We start from the raw sequence: 20,600 nt of genomic DNA, 5'->3' as shown, positions 1-20,600 counted from the left end.
TCGTCCCGACATCCTGCTGCGTTTTGCTCTTTCATGACCCTCGAGAGACGACACGATGAGACGCTACCTGACTCTGCTCGTGGCCGGCGCCCTGGCGCTGGCGACGCTCGCGCAGGCCCAGACGCCGAAGCAACCGAAGGTCGCCCCCGGCCCGAGCGAGCCGGATTGGGTCGTCATCCTCAAGGATCGCTACGGCCTCGCGATGTTCGCCGACCTGCTGAACCCCGTCGAGACCGCCGCGACGGCCGTCCCCGGCCTCTTCAAGAAGGCGGGCGAGGGGCCCGTCACGTACACCCCGGTCATCGCCCTGGGCCTGGCGAACACGACCCGGGGCGGCTGGTATCTGCCCGGCGAAAACGGCGGCGCCCCGAAGTCACAGCCCCTCTGGTCATACAAGATCCGGAACACGGCCGAGGACCTCGAGACCGGCAAAAACCTGCCGCCGTCGCTGAATGAGGGCTCGAAGACGAGCTTCGACCCGGGCGACAAGCCGTTCGGCCTGACGATCGGCAACGACGAGTTCAACGACGGTGGCGTCTTCACGCAGCCCGCCCTCGTCGCCGCGATCAATCGCCGACTCGCCGCGCAACCGTATAAAGTCATGATCTATCCCAACCGCGACAAGGCCACGGGGAAGACGATCCCCAACAGCCTCATCATCGGCTGGGAATATTCGACGAACGACGACTTCCAGGACGTCGTCTGCCGGGTCGATAACGTGATCCTCGTCGACGACGCGGGGAAGCCCGCGATTCGTCCCTGAGGCTCCATGATGAAGGATGAGGGGCGTCCCCCTGCCCCGTCAATCCCTGGCCTGGCCCGCGGCCATGAGGCTGCGGGATTCCGGCTGGTCGCGGCTCGGGTCGGCCCAGACCCGGATCGAGTTCTCGACCTCCGCCACGCCCTCGAGGTCCGCCACGAGGGCCTGGGCGAGTTGCCGGAGGTACTCCGTGGGCACCGCGCCCCAGAGGGACAGGATGCCTTTGCGATGGCGGCATCCCACCGTGCAGAGCGCCAGGTAGGAGCTCTCCCGCAAGCGGCTCTCGGCCGCCCGCTGCACGTTCTCGCTGAGTTCCGCCCCGAGGTCCGAGGCGACCGAAGAGTCTCGGAGAGTTTTCATGCGACAACCCCTCCCGATGAATCTTGGTTAGGCTCCCGATGCGACGTGATCGCGGAGCTTCTACTTTCCTTATCGCGTCTTGATGGGTCGATCTTAACATTCTCTCACGATTGCCCGTCGCTCTCGCCAGGCTCCTGGGAAGATGCGGGGCGGCGGGAATTGTGTTAGAACCGGCGTCGCGGCGATTTGCGATCCTCGCGGGATCAAGCCGATCGGGGACCTGAGCATCCCAGTCGAGGGCTTGCCATCAGGCCCCGACACGACCAGGAGGTACCATGATGCGAACGAGTCGACTCAGGCAGGGACTGCGACTGACGATCTGCCTCGCACTGGGAGTTTCCGCCGGGCTGGCGCGAGGGGCCGACGACAAGGTCAAGCCGCCCCTCCTCCTCGAGCAGGCCGACCTCGAGAAGAAACTGTCGGAGCCGAAGCTCCGGATTCTCGATCCGCGCCCGAAGGCCGAGTATGACAAGGGCCACATCCCCGGGGCCGTCTGGGTTGATACCAAGCCGGTTTCCACGCTGGCCTCACGCCCCGGCGGCCTGACGGATAAGACCGCCTGGCAGGCCTGGATCACCCCGCTGGGGATCGAGCCGGAGACGCAGGTCATCGTCGTCGACGGCAAGCGACAACTCGACGCCGCGAGGCTCTGGTGGCTCCTGCGTCATCTGGGGGTCGAGAACGTCGGCCTGGTCAACGGTGCTTACCCGCTCTGGGTCGCCGGCCATCGACCGGTGTCGACCGACGTCCCCAAGGTCAAGCCGCATGCCTTCCCCGTGAGCTTTCGTCCCGACTGGCTTGCGACCAAGGACGACGTCCTGACCGCGATCAAGGACGGCTCCGCCCGCGTGGTCGACGCCCGCACGACTGCCGAGTACACCGGCGAGGACGCCAAGTCCAGGAAGGGGGGCCACGTCCCCACGGCCTGCCGCGTCGAGTGGACGGACCTCGTCGACAAGGACGGTCGATTCCTGGACGAATCGACGCTCCGTTCCAAGCTCGCCGGGCTCGGACTCGAAGGGACCGCCCCTGCGATCACTCACTGCCAGGGGGGCGGCCGCGCCTCGGTCGACGCATTCGTCCTCCGGCGCCTCGGCATCCCCGCCCGCAACTACTACCTGGGCTGGTCCGACTGGGGCAACGCCGAGGAAACCCCCGTCGTCAAGGGGACGGATCCGGGCTCGAAGCCCTGAGTCCCTCTGGAAGTCATGGGCGATCCTCTTCAAATACCGCGTCTTTGAATTGAGGATCGCACATGACTTTTATTTGTGGATTCGATCGGCCCGATATCGGCCGGATCCGCCTCCGTCGCGGCCGGTCGAGGCTCCACGTCCCGATCACCAGAACTTCCACCAGGGTTTCTTCCTCCCCTGGCGTCTTCGCTCGACGAGGGCGTTCATCGTCGCCACGGCTTGCTGCATCGTTTGATCGCTCACCCCGCGATCGGGCACGACGGAAGGGAACATCTGCAAGGAGGACAGGTCCAGTTCGTCGCCGGAGGCGTTGAGGGCCTGGAGGATCGCATTCGATTCCGCGTTGTAGCAGCAGAGTGACTGGAAGTCATCTTGCGACATCGTTTCGCGCAACTGCGCGGCGATCGCCCTGGCACGCGAGAAGGCCGGGATCGACATCAACGGGACCTCGGCCTCGACCCGGCCGTCGCGGCGGGCACGGATGATGGTCGGGGAATATTGGACTCCCGCCGGTTCGAAGAGGGCGCGGCCGAATGCGATCGTCGAGATGGATTCGGTCTCGTGGACGAGGTCGGGATCGAATCCCTGGCCGACCATCTCCTCCATGAGCTGGTCGACCGACTCATGTTTCGCATAGTTCTCGGCGAAGTGGCGGATGGTCCGTTCCAGCTCGGATCGCCGGGAAATCACCTTCGAGTTGCGCGGGAACTCGAAGACCGCGAACCGCGTCACGTATCCGAACTCGGGGGCCTTGATCCCGGCCGGCCAGTCGGGGTCGACGTGCGAGACGTCGTGCCCGTCGATTTCCAGGTCCCTGCGCCAGCCTTCCTTCCCCTTCGCGGAGATCGAGGCCTTCGCCAGGTGGACTCTCCGTGGCGCCGCGGACTCGGAGGCGTATCGGAACCAGGGTTTGGAGTCGTCGATGGCCGAGCTGATCCGGTCGTCGGTAAACCCTCGCGAGACGGCGGGGCCGACGTAGGCGCGGAGGCCGGGCAGGCCATAATCGCTCTCGGCGTAGCCCTTCGAAGGATCGCCCCCTTGCACGCCCGCCTGGCATGTCATGCAGACCGGCTTGTTGTCGATGAACGACTTGAGCGGCCCGGCCACCCTGACCATCCAGACGCCGGCGGCCTGCTTCAACGCAGCCTCGCGATCGTCGCCGATCCCGAACAGGCACGCATCCAGGATTTCGTCCTCGTGTTCATGCAATTTCATGAAGACGTGGGCGTGGACGATGCCCTCTCGGGGCGAGGGCCCCGGATCCCTCGACTCGGCCCGGAGCGTCACCCGCCCATCGAAGACCTGCAGCGCGTCATCGGCGAGGTTAGTCCAGCCGCCGAGGTCGCCCCCATGCTCGATCAAGCACTCTTCGATCAACTCAAGCAGGCGATGTGATGCGGACATCGTGTTGAGGCACCCTGGAGTTGAAGTTCGGAGTCAGGCCGACGATTGCAATATCTGTGAAGTGAAGCCTGGCCTCGATGACATCTTCGGCCAAGCCTTCGGCGGCTGCGGCCGAGCTTGCGGCGGACCGTCCGAGCGATCACAGATACCAAAAAGTGCGTGTGATGCAATAAGTTGAAGGTTCAAACATGTTCGATGGAAATCCCACCTCCACCCCGGGCGCAAGAAAAGATCGCCGCTCGATTCGCGAGGAATCGAGCGGCGATCTTATTGGTCACACCGATAGCGGGAGAAGTTCGCAGGGCTCTCGAAAGCTCACTTCTTCTCGGCGCCCGCCTCCGGCTTCGGTTCGGGCGTGGGGGCCGGAGCCGGGGCCGCGGGTTCGGGGGCTTTCTCCTTGGGCTCGGCCGGAGTCGCAGGCGCGGAGGGCGGCGCCGATGCCGCGGGCTCGGGAGTGGGAGCCGGGGCGGGTGACTTGTCCTTGTCCTTCGGCTCTGCGGGCGCCTCCGGCTTGGGAGCCGGCTTCTCTTCCGGCTTGGGGGCAGGAACGGCCGGTGCCGGTGTCGGAGCGGGAGCCGGCGTGGGGGTCTCGGCGGCGGGCGGAGCCGCCGGAGTTGCGGGAGCGGCCGGGGTCGCGGGCTTTTCGGCGGCCTCGGGCTCGGCGGAGGCTTCTTCGGGCTTGGGGGGGACCGGTTTGCCGAGCTTCTCGAGGTAATAGACGGCGATCGGGCGCTGGGGGAGTTCCGGCGCGAGCTTCAAGGCCTCGGTGAAGGCCTCGGCCGCGAGCTCCGGCTGGCCGGCTTCGAGGCGGCAGCAGGCCAGGTCGTACTCCCAGATGGCCTGCGTGGTGATCTTCGAGGGGATCGACTCGAAGTTCGAGGTCGCCTCCTTGGCCTCGCCGAGGAGCAACGCACGGGCGGCGCCGAGCGACTTGACGCTCCGCTCGAATCGCAGGGCCGAGATCGCATTCCGCTGCCAGAGGGTGGCCGCGTACTCGTAGTTGCCGAGCAGGAACCAGACCCGCCCCTGACGCAGGGCCGACGTGCCGGGCTCCGTGCCGAAGGTCGGGTCGTCGACATTGCTGCTCTTGGTCAGCAGGTCGACGGCCTTCTCGGGCTGGCCGGTGTCGCAGTAGAGGTCGAGCAGGCGGGGCGTGACGAGCGCGGGGCTGACGTTGATCTGGATGGCCTCGTCGAGCTCCTGGCTCGCCAGGCCGGCGGCCCCCTGTCGCAGGGCGAAGTCGGCACGCTGCATCGGGCCCACCTGCTGCTCGGCGACCATGTCGCTCATGCCTTCCTCGACCCTCTTGACCTGCTCCTGAAGCCGCTCAAGCTCCTGGGCGAAGCGGGTCCGCAATTCCTCCTGCATATCGCCGGGCTTGACGAGGTTCATCATCACCTGCAGCCGATCGCGGGCGAGGTCGATGAAGTTGGCGCCGAGGTAGAGCTGGTAGAGCTCGAGGTTCTGCTGAAAGAGCTCGCTCCGCTGCTCCACGGTGGTGGGAGGCAGGGTCGTCTGGATCGCGAAGTTGAGGGCGGTCGCACGCTGGCGGAACCGATTCATCAGGAGGTCGTTGCGCGGGGCGACCTGCCGAACCCTCGCCTGATCCTTGGGAGTGAGCGTGAGGCCGGCGAGCAGGGCGCTCTCCTGGACCATCAGGTCGCGATAGGCCGCGGCGAGGAGGCGATAGGCCCTGGGGTCGTCCGGCTTCTTGGCGAGTGCAGTCCTCGCCTCGCGGATGCCGAGGATGCAGCGTGCCGGGCTAGGCAGGATTGGGTTGTTCGGGTCGTAGGCCGGTCCCATGAGCCAGCGCCGCGACGACTCGGTGTGAGGCTGCGCATTCTCGAGGAGCCGGTTCACGAAGATGGAGTCGATCTTCGTCACCGCGGTCGGCGGCCGATCGGTGCTCGGCACCGTCCTGGTCGTGCGATAGGCCAGGGTCTCGGCATCGAGCCGGTTCGACTTGAAGTATGCGAGATCGTTCGCCTTGGCGTCGGCCCGCCCGAACAGGATGACGCTGCCGTCGTCATAGAACGGGATCCAGTTCAGGCTCTGCATCAGGCGCTGATAGGTGATGGGGGCCGTGGGCTCCTCGATCATCACCGCGCTGATCTCATACCGATCGAGGATCGGCTTCCAGACCTCAACCTGATCTTCGCGGAGTGCCACGCGGACGGCCTGGAGGTCGCGCTGGACCTCGGGCTCGAAGACGTGGCTGCGGCCGTCGATGTAGGTCTTGCGGTTGGGGTATGCCTTCCAGATGAGGGCGTCGCCCTGCCGGACGGTCGTGTTGAGGATGTTCCCCTCGATCTTGGCGGATCGGAGGTATTCGGCCGCCTCGAACTCGAACTCGTCGGGATCGAAGCCGAAGCCGAACCGGGCCTCGCCCATCGAGCGCCCATAGCCGGTGAGGCACTGGGCCACGAAGGCGAAGACGATGAGGATCGTGACGAAGCGGCCTCCCGTCGACCAGAGCGCCCAGCTTCGGCCGAGCTTACCCTTGGTGCCGAACGTGTCCTGATACCATTCCTGGCCGTTGAGCGCCAGGACGGGGGCCATCAGCACGGCGAAGAGGCCGTTATAGCGGAGCAAGGCCCCCCAGAGGACCGCCAGCAAGGCGAAGCTCAGGAACCTGGCGAGCGAGAAGTTCCGGCGATTGAGGAAGAAGGAGCCCAGTCCCAGGCCGACGGCCAGGAAATAGTAGGCGAGCAGGTAGCTTCGGATGGTCCGCGACGTGGTCTGCTCGTTCTCCCAGAGTTCCTTGCCGAAGTAAGAGAGCTGCTGGATCGTCAGCGTGCCCGCGGTCGGCTTGAAGAGCTGGAAGATCGGCTCGAGGGCGGTCGGATAGATCCGATAGAGCGACGGATTTGCCAGGCAGACGGCGAACGAGCCGACGAGCGCGGCGATCGCCTGACCTGCCGGGAGGCTCGCGGCCTCGATCTCGCTCGGCTTGACGATCCGGCCGACGATGGTCGCGGTCAGGACGAGCAGCCCGATCAGGAACGACTCGTCGACGTTCGCCCAGAGCAGGAAGAGGGGCAAGAGGCCCCAGATCGAGCCCGTCTTGCCGAGGTTGAGCGTCCTGTGCAGTAGGAGAAGTTCGAGCGCGAGGAAGAGTTGTCCCCAGGTCTCCGGGTCGACCTTGGCCGGGCCGGCGACGCCCCCGATCAGGACGCCGAGCGGGCTGTAGACCGCAGCCAGGGCGATCATCGCGCAGAAGGCCGTCCACCAGAGGCCCGGGCCTTGTCGGCGGATCCTGAGGATCACGCCCACGGTCAGGACCCGGATCAGGGCGTTGATGGCGACGAGCACGCCGACCGCGAACTGGTCGGCCTTGGGGGCCGACGCCGTCGGGTCGTTGACGTCGACCGGGACGACGCCGCGTGCCGCCTTGAACAGCAGAGACTGGCCCCACTCGAGCAGCCAGGGGATGTTCACCCAGGGCTTGTTGGCTTCGGTGTAGGAGAAGACGTCGGTCGTGATGGGCTGGGATTTGGCCGCGATCAGCTCGCCCACCTTGAGCTGGTGCCAGATCCCCGAGTAGGACACCTTGTTCGCCGAGGCGACGAAGGCCAGGAGCAGCACCCCCAGCACGACGTAGATATCGTAGTATGAGTTCCACTCCGACACACGCTCCGCCGTCCAGGGCTGGGGCGCGGGCTCGGGGGCCTCGTTGGTGACCTCACCCACGGGGGTTGATACCGCCGCAGACGACGACTCCGGATGCAAATCGTGCGATTCAGGTTCGGTCATCTCAGGGATCGCGGATGGATGATGGATCGAGATAAGATTTGGCGCTCGCGCCCACGGCCTATTAGGAAGGACGCCTCTATGCTAGGTGCATCTCCACGATGCGGTCAAGGGGGCGGTGGCGGTCCCGAGAAGTCGGCACGTTGACTTCTGGATAGGCCCAACTAGAATGCGAAGGTCTCGCAATCAGAGGGCGAAACTTTCGTTAAAACAGGTATCAGGGTCAGGCCTTACGATGAGAGTGCTCACCGCCATCCCGGTCCACAACGAGGAGGCGCACCTCGAACCCGTCCTGACCGAAGTCCTCCGCTTCGCGGGCGACGTGCTGGTGATCGATGACGGTTCGACCGATCGGACCCCCGAGCTCCTCAAGGGGTTCCCGAACGTCCAGGTGATCCGCCATCCCCAGAACCGAGGCTACGGCGCCGGCCTCCAGAGCGCCTTCGCCAGGACCCTCGAAGGGGGCTACGACGGCCTCGTCACCCTCGATTGCGACGGGCAGCACGAGCCCTCGATGATCCCCGAGATCTGCTCGCATCTCGCCGAGGCGGACGTCGTCTCGGGCAGCCGGTACCTCAAGATCTTCGACCCCTCGCAGGTGCCCCCCGAGGCACGCAGGCGGATCAACGTCGAGGTGACGCGCTGGCTGGTCGATTGCCTCGGCCTGAATGTGACCGACGCCTTCTGCGGGTTCAAGGCCTATCGCGCCTCGGCGGTCGAGAAGTTCGACATCACCGACTTCGGCTATGCGATGCCCCTGCAGGTCTGGGTCCAGATGGTCCAGCACGGCCTCTCAACGGTCGAGGTCGCGGTCCCCCTGATCTACCTCGACGAGAACCGGGCCTTCGGCGGGGCGCTCGACAACGCCGAGTATCGGTTGAACCACTATCGCAACGTCTTCCAGGCCGCGCTCAAGACCGCCGGGCTCGAAGTCGCGGGGGGCTGTCGTTGATGAACCCCCACCGCTTGCGGGCCCCCTCGCGCGACGGCGCCGTGCTGGCGGATCCCCCGATCCCGGATGCCCTGCCGCTGCTGGCGGACAACACCGAGCGGCTCAAACGCTGGGACTACGACTTCCAGGGTCGGGTCGTCGGCCGCCTGCGGCTCATGGCCTGGCGTCAGATCCTCGAGAAGTCGGTCGACTACCTGACGTCGGTCGGACTCGACGTCCCCGCCCTGCCCGACCCGTCCGTCCCCCTGATCGTCACCGGGCACCAGCCGGAACTGTTCCACCCGGGCGTCTGGATCAAGAACTTCGGCGCGGCCGCCCTCGCGAAGAAGGCGGGCGGCTCCGCGTTGAACCTGATCGTCGACAACGACCTGCCCAAGGCCACCTCGGTCCGCGTCCCCGTGCTCGATCGCGAACACCTCCGGACTCAGCGCGTCGACTTCGACTCGTGGGGGGGAGAGACCCCCTACGAGGACCTGAACGTCGTCGACGAGGAGAGGTTCGCCCAGTTCGCCGGGAACGTCCGCGAGGTGCTCGGCAAGAGCGTCGCCGACCCGATCATCGACGACTTCTGGCCTCGGGCGATGGAGCAGAAACGCAGCACCCGCCGGATCGGGCTCCGCTTCGCCGCGGCCAGGCGCTCGCTCGAGGCCTCCTGGGGCATGCACAACCTGGAAGTCCCGCTGAGCGCCATGTGCGAGACCGAGGCCTTCCACTGGTTCACGTCGCATATTCTTGCGAATTTGCCCCGGTTCCAGGCCATCCACAACAGCGCCCTCGCCCGCTATCGGGCCATGTATGGCATCCGCAGCAAGCACCACCCCGTCCCGGCGTTGACACGCCGAGACGGTTGGCTCGAGGCCCCCTTCTGGATCTGGAGGGCCGACGAGCCGAGACGCAGGCCGCTGCTTGCCCGGCAGCTACCCAGGTCCATGGAGCTCCGGATCGACGGCGAGGACGAGCCGTTGATGGAGATCCCGCTCGGCCCCGATCGCGAAGCCTGCTGCGCCGTCGATCAACTCCTGACGCTGCCGGCTCGCCGGATTCGACTGCGGAGCCGGGCCCTGACGACGACGATGTTCTCCCGCCTCCTGCTGGGCAACATCTTCATCCACGGGATCGGCGGGGCGAAGTATGACGAACTCGGCGACGAGATTGTCCGCCAGTTCTTCCGGATCGAGCCCCCTTCGTACCTGACCCTCTCGATGACCCTCTGGCTCGGCCTGGGCAACGACCCGTCGACCCCGGATCAGCTCCATCGGGTCGACCGGACGCTGCGAGACCTCACGTACAACCCCGACCGATATCTCAATGGGGCACCTTCGAGCGAGGCCCTGGGCTGGGTGGAGGCCAAGCGGCGGGCGATCCTCGCCCCGCAGGTCACGCCGCAGGAGAGGAAGGCCCGTTTCCTCGAAATCAGGCGCTGCAACGAGGCGCTCCAGCCCCTGATGGTCGATACACGTCAGCAGTTGACCGAGGAACAGGCCGAGGTCCGCCAGGGGCTGCGTCGCAACGCGTTGGCCAGGAACCGGGAATACTCCCTCGTGCTCCACTCCGAGTCCAGGCTGCGGGATGCTCTGGCCGAAGGGGATGTGTGGCCTGGCTGACCCCTCCGGAAAAAAATCGGGCGAATCGCGCGTGATGCTTGCGGCGAACCATCACCTTTCGCCTTAGAATGTTTTCAGAACGATCGACGATAGAGAGGAACTCGTGAAGCCGCCGCCCTTGGTTTGGAGGCGCGGTTTTTTCGCCCGTCACTGAACCGCAAGCGACGTGTCGCCAAGGTGTTCGTCCCGATGAAAGCTCCCGCGCCGGCCATCCGGCTCCCGTTTCGTCGAGGATCCGTCGAGTTCTGCCTCGGCACCGAGGCAGACCACGAGGCGGTCTACCAAACCCTGCTCCATGTCTTCCACGGCCCCGATCGCGACTCATTCCTCGGCGCCCTCAACGACCCGGCCTACAGGCCCGAGCAACGGCTCCTGGTCAAGGTCGACGGCCGGGTGGTCAGTCACGTCCACCTGACCGAGCGCAAGGTCAGGTATGGCGCCTCGCAGATCGCGCTCAACGGCGTGATGTGGGTCGGCACGCTGCCCGAATACCGCGGCCTCGGATTCGCGCAGAACCTCATGCGGCTCTCCGACGACCGGGCTCGCGAGACCGGCTCCGTCGTGCAGGCCCTCACCACGGGCATGCCCCAGTTCTACCGCCCGCTCGGCTGGGGCGTCTGCGGCCGGCAGAGCTTCGGCCAGACCTTGAGCCGCAACCTCCCCCAGGCCAGCGACGGGGTCGTCGAAGGGCGTGGCGGATTCTGGCACGTCCGCCCCTGGCGGCAGGTCGAGCTCAACGACCTCATGTCGCTCTATGAAGAGCAGTACGCCCGGACGAACGGCACCATCGTCCGGTCCGAAGATTACTGGCGATGGATGATCGGGCGGAAATATGCCCACGTAATCTGGGTTGCCTGTCAGGGCGAGGCCGTGCGCGGATATGCGTTCGTCAAGGATCACAAGATCCTCGAGATCGCCTACAACACCGCCTACCCGCAGGCCCTCAAGGCGCTTCTGGGACGCGTCAGGGCCGAGGCCCTCGAGCGGGCCTATCCCGAAGTCATCGTGCATGCCCCGTCGGATCACCCGGTGCTCGAGGCCTTCCGAACGGCCTCGGGCAAGGTCGTCGATCAGGACGAGTACGACGGCACGTCGTCGATGTATCACATCCCGGACGTCGACAAGTTCCTCGAGGCCGTCCTGCCCGAGTTGACCCGGCGCGCGACGGAAGCCGGCACCTCCCTGCCCCTCGAACTGGGGCTCACGGTGGGAGACCGACGCTGGCTGATCCACATCGAAGAGAAAGGCTCGAGGATCGAGCACGACAAGCTGAGCCGCCGCCACCTGACGCTCTCGACGGCCACCTTCGCCCGGCTCATGCTGGGCCACATCGACATCGATCAGGCCGCGCTCGAGGAAGGCTTCGAGACCTCCACCGGCACGGCCATCGATGCGGCTCGAGTCCTCTTCCCGCTCCGTCCCGTCTGGCGCAGCCCTCTGGATAGTGCGACGGCCTGAGAGTCTCAGGGCCGTCGCAAGCCATCGATCGAATGAGGGAAGGCACGAATCGGAGCATGTCGGACCTTGCTCAGGTCCGCGCGTAATGCCTGCGTACGCTCGCCGAGGACAGGTAGACGGCGACGCCGGCGTAGAGGATCAGGTTGACGACTCCCAGGCTCAACCGATTCATGTCGAGTCGGTCGGTCATGGGCTGGATCGCGACGCTCTCCGTGTTCTCGTCGTCGATCGGCAGGGAATTCTGCTCGATCTGAGTCTCCTCGGCGGCGAGGTAGATCGGCATCGCGATGAAGGCGACGACGTTGATCATGGCGGCCAGGCTGAGCGCCACGATCAGGAGCTTGGCGGTGTGGCCTCGCAGCAGGTGCACGGCCGCGAACGCCCCGAAGAGGCAGATGGGGATGAAGTAGAGCCAGCCGTCGACGCCCCGCTTCCACTGCACGGTCGAGTAGGCGGCCGAGAGGACGCAGCCGAGCAGCGCGATCAGCGCGATGACGGTCACGGGCAGCGGGGGCCCGGACGCACGTACGGGCGCCTCGGGCATGAGGTCGTCATCGAGGTCGATGCGCGCGCCGGACTCGAGGTCGAGGTTGCACCTCGAGCAGATCGACATCCCGACCGGGACGACGTTGCTGCAGGTCGGGCATCGCCTGGCCTGGGAGCGTGCCTCCGCGGCGTTGGGGCGACGGGCGGGCTTCTTCTCTTCCTGGAAGAGTGCCAGGGCATCTCCCGCCTGGGCCTTCGTGGCGGTGCCGGCCGAGGGCGTCGACGAGGGGGCCGCGAGGTCGGTCAGCAAGGGGAGGTCGAACGCCTCGCGAAGGTCGGTCGAGGCGGTCGGGAGCAGAAGATCATCTTGCCCGCGGGACGCTGTCGTTTGCCCCTGGGGGATCGTCTGCGACGACGACGGGCGTGCGTCATGGGCGCTGACCATGGTCGACGGATACGTCGAGGTATCCGAGTCGACCTGGAACCGGCACCCGCACTTGGGACACTTCAGCCGCTTGCCCGACGATTGCGGTGGGAGATTCAGGACGATCCCGCACTCGTGGCATTGGATGGTCTTGGGCATGTGATCATTACCATTAGAGGTTTATTAAGTTATACCGACAAGCGTCTTCAGCAGGCTGGAGAGTCGTTCGCCGCGGGTGCGGGTTCATTGGGAAAAAGTACGAAATCGAATCAGGGCTCTCATCAAACGTATAACCCGCGACCTCTGCGACGCGTTCCGGGAAAGTGCGATTTCTCGAAAGATTCATCGCGATTCCCGACCGACTCCTGCCAACCTTCTGCCCGGCCGCTCGTCTCCCGCAGACAAGGCCCCTGGCCAACCAATACGGGACGCGGGGCCTTATTTTCGAAGTCCATCGCCGATTCGCCGCCGGATCAACGATGATGCGCACGATTCCACGACGGTATTTATCCGATCGCGAGTCTGCGTGCGCGTCCCGGATTCGAATGACGCGATCTCGCCGCGAAGGGCTCTGACGATTGGACCGTGAATTCGGATTCCGTGAGGTTGTTTCCGAGTCTCCAGTGGATCTTGCTCGGCTCGATCCGCATTGAGCCGCCCTGGCTCACCCTCTTGCTGCACATCCGCCCGGAGACGGTGCCAGCGTAGAGCCGGCAGGGCGGTGGCGAGACTTCGTGAGTACCGGGCCTTGCGACATGGTGAGGCTCACATCCTTGAGATGCAGCCGCTCGAATTTGAGCGTCGATTCGCGACTCCGCCACGAAACACATGACCACCTCGCCACGATCAATACGGGCCTGGACGGCTTCGATCCGGCGTCCCTGTGGGACGTCCCGTAGAGAACAACGTACGAGCACGGCACTTATTCTAAATGAGAGTCTGGATTAAACCCCGACGATTGTCAACGATCATCTGTCACGCATGCTTGCATTTTCGGGAATTTTCACGAAGAGGGGGCCTTCAGGATGTAGACACCCCGGCTCCGGAAATGGTTCCAACAAAGATTGATCGCGGAATCCGGGCGGAGGGGGGCCAATCGCTTGACCTCGCGTTCGTTACGTCGTTAAGGTGACGTTCTGTTTCTCGGGCTCAAGCAAAAAACAAGCCAGTTGGGCGACGTCTGTTTCCCTTCCCCTTGGCCGGAGCGAACCGGAATGACTGACAAAAAAGTGGTGACTCGTCGAGGCTTCATGGAGAGCGCGGGCGTGGCCACGGGGGCTGTCGTGGCCGCCGGGACCTTCGCGCATCCCGCCATTGGCAAGGTGAAGGGGGCCAACGACCGGCTCAACTTCGCGATCCTCGGTCCGGGCGGTCGCGCCCAGGCGCACATCAACGTCCTCCTTTCGATGAAGGAAGAGGGCAAGCCGGTCGACATCGTTGCGGTCTGCGACGTGTACGAGAAGAACCGCCAGCGAGCCCAGGAGAAGACCAAGGCCAAGCAGGCCGAGGTCGACTACCGCAAGGTGCTCGAGAACAAGGATGTCGACGCGGTGGTCATCGCCACCCCCGACCACTGGCACGCCAAGATGTCCATCGACGCCATGGAGGCGGGCAAGGACGTCTATTGCGAAAAGCCGATGACGCACACGATCGACGAGGCCCGTCGCGTGGCCGAGACGGTCAAGAAGACCCGCCAGATCATGACGGTCGGCGTGCAGTCGACCTCGGATCCGAAGTGGAAGCAGGCCAACGAGCTCATCACGTCGGGCAAGATCGGCCACGTGATGCAGGCCCAGACCCAGTACTACCGCAACGGTTCGGTCGGCCAGTGGCGTTACTACCCGCTGAGCAAGGACATGACCCCGAACACGGTCGACTGGAAGATGTTCCTCGGCACCGAGTTCGGCCTCGCCCCGGACATGCCGTTCAACCGCGCCAAGTTCGCCCAGTGGCGTTGTTACTGGGAGTTCGGCGGCGGCATGTACACCGACCTCTTCGTCCACCAGCTCACCCACCTGATCCAGGCGGTGGGCGTCCGCTTCCCGCGCCGGGTCGTCGGCGGCGGCGGCCTGTACCTCGAGTATGATGGTCGTGACGTGCCGGACGTCGCCACGGTCGTGGCCGACTACGAGGAAGGCCTGCAGGTCATCGTCACGGCCTCGATGTGCTCCGAGCAGTACGCCATCCCCGAGGTCATCCACGGCCACACGGCCTCGATCATGTTCCGCCCCGATGGCTTCGACGTGAAGCAGGAGAAGCTGTCGAACCGTCCCGCTCCTCCGGGTGCCAACAAGACCGAAGAAGGCGTCGAGCACGTCAAGGTCGACGCCCCCCGCGACGACACCCGCGCCCTGTGGGACCACTACATCGAGTGCGTCCGCTCGCGGAACCCGGAGACCCTCTGCCCGGCCGACCTCGGCTACGCCGCGATCGCGACCGTCAACATGGGCGTCCAGTCTTACCGCGAAGGCAAGGCCCTCTTCTTCGACAAGGACACCGGCGCGATCACCGAGGCCGACAAGTCCTGGGCCGCTCGCTGGGAAGAGCGCAGCAAGCTCCGCGGCAAGCCCAACCAGGTCATCGGCTGGAAGGCCGGCACCGAAGGCTCGCTCCTCGAGCCCCCGGCCTACATGAAGCTGGAAGGTGACTGGGTCAACGGCAAGGATCCGGCCGAAGGCCTGAGCTGAGCCGGAGGGGTTTACCCCTCGCCAAAACCCAAGGCCCCTCGACCCGGCTTTCGCCGGGTCGAGGGGCCTTTCTCTTTGGCTCGATGATCGAGCTTTTTCTTGTGAATGCGAGCCGGCAATCGGGCGGGCGCGACGTGCCGCGATCAGGCGTGGCTAAGTTCCCGCCAGCGCTCGAGCAGACTGGCCGACGCTCCCGAGTCGATCGCCTGCGAGGCCAGGTCGACCCCGCCCTTGAGCGAAGGGACGCGCCCGGCGACGAAGAGGGCCGCGGCGCAGTTGGCCAGCACGATCGAGCGAGTCGGTCCGGGATTGCCGGCCAGGAGCTTGCGGAGCAAACCTGCGCTCTCCAAGGCCCCCGAGACCCGAAGCTCGTTCGCCTTGACCTCGGGCAGGCCGAAGTCGTCGCGGGTCCAGGTCTGACGGGTCACCGTGCTCGACTCGACCCAGCGGACCTGCGTGGGGCCGTCGAGCGTGATCTCATCGAGCCCGTCGGAGCCGGTCACGACCGCCGCTCGTTCCGTCTCGACGAGCCGGGAGAGGGCCTCGGCGACGAGGTCCGCCTGGCGCTCGCCGGCGACGCCGACGAGTTGCAGCGAGGGCTTCGCGGGGTTGGCGAGCGGGCCGACGAGGTTGAACAGAGTCCGGAAGGGGAGCTTGCGGCGGACGGGGCCGGCAAACCGCAAAGCCGGGTGGAAGTTCGGGGCGAAGAGGAACGTGAGGCCGAGGTCGGCCAGGCAGCGCCTGACGCTTTCGGGCTGCCCCTCGACGTTCACGCCGAGTTCCTGGAGCACCTCAGCGCTGCCGGAGTTGCCCGAGGCCGAGCGATTCCCATGCTTGGCGACGGCGACGCCGCATGAGGCGAGCACGATCGCTGTGGCTGTGGAGACGTTGACGGTGTTCGCCCCGTCGCCTCCCGTCCCGCATGTGTCGACGAGCGGCGAGGGCAGTCCCGTCGGATCCCAGTGGGTCGCATGCTCGCGGACGGTGCGGACGGCGCCGGTCAGTTCCTCCGCGGTCTCCCCCTTCACCTTCAGGCCCGTCAGGAAGGCCGAGATTTCGACCTCCGAGGCCTCGCCGGCCATGATCGTGCGGACTGCTTCGGAGGTCTGCTCGACGGTCAGGTCGCGGCCGGCTCCCAGGGAGGCCAGCGCGTCGGTCAGGGGGCTCGTCATGGAAGTTGGACCGATCGGCGTTCGAGGGCGCCTCGGGCGACCCTCAGGAATTCGAGGACGAGCGGCGGGTGTGCGGGAGGAGCATTCAGGACCTTGACCGCCTCTTCGGCCGAGGCCACCGAGCGGCCGTCGATGTTGTAGATCACGTCGTTCGGCTTGAGGTAGGCGGCCACCGGGCTGTCGGGGACGACCTTGGCGACGACCGCCCCGTGCTCCTTGGCTGGGAGCCCGATCTTTCGCGAGGTGGCCTCATCGAGCGTGGTCAACTCGAGGCCCATCGCATACGACGAGGTGCTCGCGGGGCGATCCGGTCGACGCAGGAGCCCGCCGCCGGCCGTCCCGGTCGGCGTGTTGTGCGGCCTCCTCGGCGGGGCCCGACTGGACGACCGTGCGGTCGCGATCCCCGACCGTGACGCGGAGGGTCAAGCGCTTCTTGTCGCGGAGGACGATGACGTCGACACTCTCGCCGACGGTCGCCATCGAGACGAGGTTGATTAAGTGGTTGAGATCCTGGACCTCGACGCCTCGGAACTGGACGATGACGTCGCCGTCGTGCATCCCTGCCTGCGCGGCGGGCATGAACGGTCGGACCACGTCGACCCAGGCGCCTCGGGGGCGGTCGAGGCCTCGGGCGAGGGCGTCCTCAGGGCGGAACTCGGGATGCAGGTCGATGCCCAGCGCCCCTCGCGTCACCCGGCCGTTGTGCAAGAGCTGGTTCATGATCCAGCGTGCGAGGTTGATCGGGATGCTGAAGCCGACCCCTTCGTTGCCGCCGCCGTTGGAGGCGATCGAGTTATTGATCCCGATCACTTCCCCCTTCATGTTCACCAGCGGCCCGCCCGAGTTGCCCGGGTTGATGGCGGCGTCGGTCTGGAGGAAGTCCTGGTTCTCGACGTCCTGGAGCTCGTCCATGTGACGGCCGCGGGCGCTGATGATCCCCTGGCTGACCGAGTGCATGAGCCCGAAGGGGCTGCCGAGGGCGAGGACCCAGCTCCCGACGTTGACGGCGTCGCTGTCGCCGAGTCGCGCGGCGGGCAGGTCTTCGCGACCCAGGCTCAGCACGGCGATGTCGGCCTTGGCGTCGAGCCAGGCCCGTTCGGGGCGGATTGCGCGGCCGTCCTTGAGGAAGATGTTGATCTTCTCTGGCTTGGCCCCTTCGATCACGTGGTTATTCGTCAGCACGTAGAGCTGGCGTCCGCGATCGCTACGCACGATGACTCCGGAGCCGGTCTCCTCGTAGCGCCTCATATGGGGCACTTCTTCGTTGCGGCCGGTCTTCTGGGCGACGATGTGGACGACGGCGGGCGAGACGGCCTCGGAGACCAGTTCGAACGTCCGATTCACCTGTTCGAACTGTTCGTACTGGCGTTCGAGCTTCTTGTACAGGTCTCCCTCGTCGCCGGCCTTGGTCTGGACGGCTTCGCGGGAGGCGGCGGGGATGGCGACGATCCGGGCGGCCCCGGAGCGGTTGCCTGGCGTGGCCTGGGCCGAGACGAATCGGCCGCCGCGGTCCAGGACGACTCCGAGGAGTACGCCGAGATTGAGCGTGGCGAGCAGGACGAGCGAGGTTGCGGATCGCGACATGTCGGGCCAATCTCCACGCCAGAGACGGGGGGCGGAGCTGGTGGACGCCACGGGGCGCAGCATCCGGGGTAGACCCGGGAGAAACCTCCAGGGCCGGTAATAATATACCCCCGCCCGAAGCCCCAAGTCAAAGCGGCCCGAGCCCGCGGAGACTCGGGACCTGATGGTCTTCTTTGTATTGACGGTCGAGACGCCTGGGAAGTTCCGTCCGGTCGATCGGCTCGAGCGTGTAGAATGGCCGGGAAGTTCAAGGAGGCTTCGCGATGCGGTTGGTGATCGATGGCCAGAGGCTCACCGCCGGGCGGACCGGGGTGGGCCGTTGCCTGGAGAGCCTCCTGGCCGAGTGGCAGGTCGCTGGTTTCCCGCTCCCCGAGACCCTGATCGTGCTGCGCGAGCCTGGTGCCCTGGAACGCATCCCGAAGATTCCCGGCGTCTCGGCCAAGGTCATCGGCCCGAACTGGCCGGGCCTGATCTGGGAGACGTTCGGGCTGGCGCGCGAGCTTCGGTCCGACGATGTCTTATTCGCCCCGGCGAATCTCGTCCCGATCCCCTGGCGCGGCAAGACCGTGCTCGTGATCTATGACACCCTGCCCTGGGTCGTGCCGGAAAGCTTCCCCTGGCACGTCCGGATTCGGTTCAGCGGTCGCTATCGCTCGGCGGCTCGTAAGGCGACGCGAATCCTGGTCCCCTCGCAATCGACGGCCGCCGACGTCATGCGAGTGCATGGGGTTCCCGAGGATCGGATCCGGGTGATTTACCTCTGCCCCGAGCCCGAATTCCGGCCTCTGAATGGGGATTCGCCCGAGGTCGTGGAGGCCCGGAAGCTGGTTGGATTGGGGGACTCGCCGTTTTTTCTCTTCGTCGGTAAGCGCTCGAAGAGGAGGAACATCCCCGCGATCCTCGAGGGATTTGCTCGGCATCGAGCCGTGAATCCGACGCACCGACTCGTCTTCGCCGGGCCGGATGACCCGGGCGATTTGCCGGGTCCCGCCGAGGGAGTCATCCGCGCCGGGCACGTCTCAGAGCCCGTCCTGCGTGGGTTGCTCGCGAGTGCGGTCGCCCTGCTCTATCCGTCCGACTACGAGGGCTTCGGGCTCCCCGTCGTCGAGGCCATGGCCAGCGCCTGCCCGGTCGTCACCCTGCGCACGAGCGCCCTGACCGAGGCGGGCGGCGACGCTCCCTGGTATCTCGACGCGCCGAGCCCCGATGCGATCGCTTCGGCAACGAAAGGCCTCTTCGAAGATCCGACGCGGCGAGCCGGGCATGTCGAGCGCGGCCTCGCCCATGTCGCGAACTTCAGCCGGGCCCGCTACGCGAGCGAGGTGAAGGCGGAGATCCGGGATGTGGCTCAGGCCTCGGCCAGGATCTCATGATCCTGCGACGAGGCCGTCTCCTTCGACAGGGGGCGGGACCGTCGTCGGAACGGCGAGTGCGGCCGATCCAGGCGGACCCGTTTGCGTCCTTGGTGCTCTTCGATGAGGGCGAAGTAGCGGTCGAGGTGCTCCTCCTCGGACCAGATTCCCAGGCGGGATTTGTGGCCGTTCTCCCCCATGATCCGACGGAGGCGGTCGTCATCGGCCAGGCGCTTGATGGAGGCGACGAGGCTCTCGGGGGAGTTGAACACGAGGCCGCCGTCGCTCTCTTCCACGAGGCCGGGCAAGGCCCCGAGGTCGCGGACGATCACCGGGCAGCGCTCGGCGAAGGCCTCGAGGACGACGTAGCCAAAAGTCTCGAAGACGAGCGAGGGCACGACCACGGCGCGGGCCCCTCGGAAGAGGGCCGCGACGCGGGCGGCGTCGAGCCGGCCCTCGAAGCGGACGTTGTCGAGGCCCCTGGCCCGGTAGCGGAGGGCGTCCTCGTACTGGCCGGAGCCGGCGATCCGGAGGTCGAGGCCCGGGAGCTGCTTCATGACGTCGATGACGTCCTGGAACCCCTTGATCTTCTCGAGCCGGCCCGCCGCCGCGATGTAGGGGCGAGACGGGCGGAGCGTCGGGGCCTGGGGCAGCCCCGTGTAGTCGTGGGGCAGGAAGTACGGCAGGTGCGTCATCGGGGCCACGATGCCGCGCCGGGCGTGCTCCTCGAGCGTCGATTGGCTCGGACAGATCAGGGCGTCGAGGGCCGCGAGTGAGCGTCGCATCAGGGATGTCCTGCGCCAGAGCTGCGGAGGCCGCTTGGCCTGGGCGCAGCACTTGATGCACTCCTCGCGCTCGCAGATCCGCTCGTCGAACTTCCAGAGGACGTGTTGCGGGCAGACCAGCCAATGTTCGTGGGCCGTCATGAATTTGACCGCGCCGGGAATCGGCATCTTCAGCAGGCCTGGGCCGCCGATCAGCGAGAGGTTGTGGAAGTGGACCACGTCCGGCTGGACCCGGCGCAGGATCTTCTTGATCGCCTGGGCCTTGAAGAAGGGGTAGCCGGTCTGGTGCGTAGCCAGCGGCGAGAGCGTGCCGACGCGGCTCTCCAGCGGGTGGATCACGACGCCCGGGGGGGGCTCGTACGGCCTGGGGGTCTGATCGCCGCGCGACGCTTCGAATGCGTCGCGACAGTGGATCACGTGCACCTCATGGCCCTGACGCGCCAGGGCACGCGAGAGGCGATCGACGAACGCCGCGTCGCCCCCGAAGCTGTGCGTGCCGAAAAACGTCGTGAGCATGCAGAATTTCATGCCGACTTCCCCAGTCGCGTCGGAAAAATGCAGGCGTTTGCGATCGCGCGTACTTCGCGGGCAGTGTTAGCACGCATGACTCGCACTCGCAACCTTCCTGG

The 20,600-nt window shown here is 66.2% G+C and carries 15 protein-coding genes; 7 read left to right on the top strand and 8 right to left on the bottom strand.

The genetic code is table 11. From position 1 onward, the window contains the following. Positions 1-55 precede the first annotated feature (55 nt). The gene (locus ACOYYX_RS08525) at positions 56-763 is read left to right on the top strand and encodes a hypothetical protein (protein ID WP_422929505.1); all 708 of its coding nucleotides are present in this window, start codon (positions 56-58) and stop codon (positions 761-763) included. Positions 764-802: 39 nt separating this feature from the next. On the opposite strand, the gene ACOYYX_RS08520 is transcribed toward ACOYYX_RS08525, so the two are convergent. Then, on the bottom strand, positions 803-1,120 hold the full coding sequence (locus ACOYYX_RS08520) for a BON domain-containing protein (RefSeq protein ID WP_422929504.1): 318 nt from the start codon (positions 1,118-1,120) through the stop codon (positions 803-805). A 278-nt stretch (positions 1,121-1,398) separates the two neighbouring features. Here ACOYYX_RS08520 and ACOYYX_RS08515 point away from each other — a divergent pair, with 278 nt between their 5' ends. Next, positions 1,399-2,313, top strand: coding sequence for a sulfurtransferase (locus tag ACOYYX_RS08515; RefSeq protein WP_422929503.1), 915 nt, complete (start codon positions 1,399-1,401; stop codon positions 2,311-2,313). A 144-nt stretch (positions 2,314-2,457) separates the two neighbouring features. Here ACOYYX_RS08515 and ACOYYX_RS08510 read toward each other — a convergent pair whose 3' ends face one another. Together ACOYYX_RS08510 and ACOYYX_RS08505 are read right to left on the bottom strand one after the other, a co-directional pair. Continuing rightward, the gene (locus ACOYYX_RS08510; RefSeq protein ID WP_422929502.1) at positions 2,458-3,717 is read right to left on the bottom strand and encodes a hypothetical protein; all 1,260 of its coding nucleotides are present in this window, start codon (positions 3,715-3,717) and stop codon (positions 2,458-2,460) included. 315 nt (positions 3,718-4,032) lie between these two features. After that, entirely contained in the window at positions 4,033-7,470 is a 3,438-nt protein-coding gene (locus ACOYYX_RS08505; protein ID WP_422929501.1) for a tetratricopeptide repeat protein, read from the bottom strand. Positions 7,471-7,702: 232 nt separating this feature from the next. Here ACOYYX_RS08505 and ACOYYX_RS08500 point away from each other — a divergent pair, with 232 nt between their 5' ends. From ACOYYX_RS08500 to ACOYYX_RS08490, 3 genes are all read left to right on the top strand, one after another. Further along, positions 7,703-8,419: a glycosyltransferase family 2 protein gene (locus ACOYYX_RS08500; RefSeq protein WP_422929500.1), complete on the top strand. Its 717-nt coding sequence runs from the start codon at positions 7,703-7,705 to the stop codon at positions 8,417-8,419. Next, positions 8,419-10,023, top strand: coding sequence for a hypothetical protein (locus ACOYYX_RS08495; RefSeq protein WP_422929499.1), 1,605 nt, complete (start codon positions 8,419-8,421; stop codon positions 10,021-10,023). The genes ACOYYX_RS08500 and ACOYYX_RS08495 overlap by 1 nt, the downstream gene beginning before the upstream one ends. A 189-nt stretch (positions 10,024-10,212) precedes the next feature. After that, positions 10,213-11,481, top strand: coding sequence for a GNAT family N-acetyltransferase (locus ACOYYX_RS08490; protein WP_422929498.1), 1,269 nt, complete (start codon positions 10,213-10,215; stop codon positions 11,479-11,481). Positions 11,482-11,551: 70 nt separating this feature from the next. Here the strand turns inward: ACOYYX_RS08490 and ACOYYX_RS08485 are convergent, their stop codons facing one another. Next, positions 11,552-12,550, bottom strand: coding sequence for a hypothetical protein (locus ACOYYX_RS08485; protein WP_422929497.1), 999 nt, complete (start codon positions 12,548-12,550; stop codon positions 11,552-11,554). 1,055 nt (positions 12,551-13,605) lie between these two features. Between ACOYYX_RS08485 and ACOYYX_RS08480 the strand changes: the two genes are divergently transcribed. Next, a complete protein-coding gene (locus ACOYYX_RS08480) occupies positions 13,606-15,078 on the top strand; it encodes a Gfo/Idh/MocA family protein (RefSeq protein ID WP_422929496.1) in 1,473 nt (490 codons plus the stop codon). A 143-nt stretch (positions 15,079-15,221) separates the two neighbouring features. Here the strand turns inward: ACOYYX_RS08480 and trpD are convergent, their stop codons facing one another. Genes trpD through ACOYYX_RS08465 form a run of 3 tightly spaced genes read right to left on the bottom strand, consistent with a single transcriptional unit; the run spans position 15,222 to position 17,834 of the window. Beyond that, positions 15,222-16,250 (bottom strand): anthranilate phosphoribosyltransferase, encoded by a 1,029-nt coding sequence (gene trpD / locus ACOYYX_RS08475; protein ID WP_422929495.1) that lies wholly within the window; start codon positions 16,248-16,250, stop codon positions 15,222-15,224. Then, on the bottom strand, positions 16,247-16,516 hold the full coding sequence (locus tag ACOYYX_RS08470) for a PDZ domain-containing protein (RefSeq protein ID WP_422929494.1): 270 nt from the start codon (positions 16,514-16,516) through the stop codon (positions 16,247-16,249). Before ACOYYX_RS08470 ends, trpD begins: the two co-directional genes overlap by 4 nt. Next, positions 16,500-17,834 (bottom strand): S1C family serine protease, encoded by a 1,335-nt coding sequence (locus tag ACOYYX_RS08465; protein ID WP_422929493.1) that lies wholly within the window; start codon positions 17,832-17,834, stop codon positions 16,500-16,502. Before ACOYYX_RS08465 ends, ACOYYX_RS08470 begins: the two co-directional genes overlap by 17 nt. A 263-nt stretch (positions 17,835-18,097) precedes the next feature. On the opposite strand from ACOYYX_RS08465, the gene ACOYYX_RS08460 reads away from it, so the two are divergent. Further along, on the top strand, positions 18,098-19,207 hold the full coding sequence (locus ACOYYX_RS08460; protein WP_422929492.1) for a glycosyltransferase family 4 protein: 1,110 nt from the start codon (positions 18,098-18,100) through the stop codon (positions 19,205-19,207). On the opposite strand, the gene ACOYYX_RS08455 is transcribed toward ACOYYX_RS08460, so the two are convergent. Continuing rightward, positions 19,183-20,487 (bottom strand): glycosyltransferase family 4 protein, encoded by a 1,305-nt coding sequence (locus ACOYYX_RS08455; protein ID WP_422929491.1) that lies wholly within the window; start codon positions 20,485-20,487, stop codon positions 19,183-19,185. The two genes, ACOYYX_RS08460 and ACOYYX_RS08455, sit on opposite strands and share 25 nt — an antisense overlap. Between the last annotated feature and the right edge of the window lie 113 nt (positions 20,488-20,600).

The organism is Singulisphaera chitinilytica (assembly GCF_049331405.1).
In the GTDB taxonomy this organism is placed as follows: Bacteria; Planctomycetota; Planctomycetia; order Isosphaerales; family Isosphaeraceae; genus PoT.
Note: the sequence above shows the minus strand (reverse complement) of the source record. Positions and strands in the feature narration are given on the sequence as shown.

Coding starts and splice junctions, on each gene's coding strand:
- ACOYYX_RS08500 (WP_422929500.1), top strand. CDS start 7,703: ATGAGAGTGCTCACCGCCATCCCGGTCCACAACGAGGAGGCGCACCTC.
- ACOYYX_RS08485 (WP_422929497.1), bottom strand. CDS start 12,550: ATGCCCAAGACCATCCAATGCCACGAGTGCGGGATCGTCCTGAATCTC.
- ACOYYX_RS08480 (WP_422929496.1), top strand. CDS start 13,606: ATGACTGACAAAAAAGTGGTGACTCGTCGAGGCTTCATGGAGAGCGCG.
- trpD (WP_422929495.1), bottom strand. CDS start 16,250: ATGACGAGCCCCCTGACCGACGCGCTGGCCTCCCTGGGAGCCGGCCGC.
- ACOYYX_RS08460 (WP_422929492.1), top strand. CDS start 18,098: ATGCGGTTGGTGATCGATGGCCAGAGGCTCACCGCCGGGCGGACCGGG.
- ACOYYX_RS08490 (WP_422929498.1), top strand. CDS start 10,213: ATGAAAGCTCCCGCGCCGGCCATCCGGCTCCCGTTTCGTCGAGGATCC.
- ACOYYX_RS08455 (WP_422929491.1), bottom strand. CDS start 20,487: ATGCTCACGACGTTTTTCGGCACGCACAGCTTCGGGGGCGACGCGGCG.
- ACOYYX_RS08525 (WP_422929505.1), top strand. CDS start 56: ATGAGACGCTACCTGACTCTGCTCGTGGCCGGCGCCCTGGCGCTGGCG.
- ACOYYX_RS08495 (WP_422929499.1), top strand. CDS start 8,419: ATGAACCCCCACCGCTTGCGGGCCCCCTCGCGCGACGGCGCCGTGCTG.
- ACOYYX_RS08510 (WP_422929502.1), bottom strand. CDS start 3,717: ATGTCCGCATCACATCGCCTGCTTGAGTTGATCGAAGAGTGCTTGATC.
- ACOYYX_RS08465 (WP_422929493.1), bottom strand. CDS start 17,834: ATGTCGCGATCCGCAACCTCGCTCGTCCTGCTCGCCACGCTCAATCTC.
- ACOYYX_RS08520 (WP_422929504.1), bottom strand. CDS start 1,120: ATGAAAACTCTCCGAGACTCTTCGGTCGCCTCGGACCTCGGGGCGGAA.
- ACOYYX_RS08515 (WP_422929503.1), top strand. CDS start 1,399: ATGCGAACGAGTCGACTCAGGCAGGGACTGCGACTGACGATCTGCCTC.
- ACOYYX_RS08505 (WP_422929501.1), bottom strand. CDS start 7,470: ATGACCGAACCTGAATCGCACGATTTGCATCCGGAGTCGTCGTCTGCG.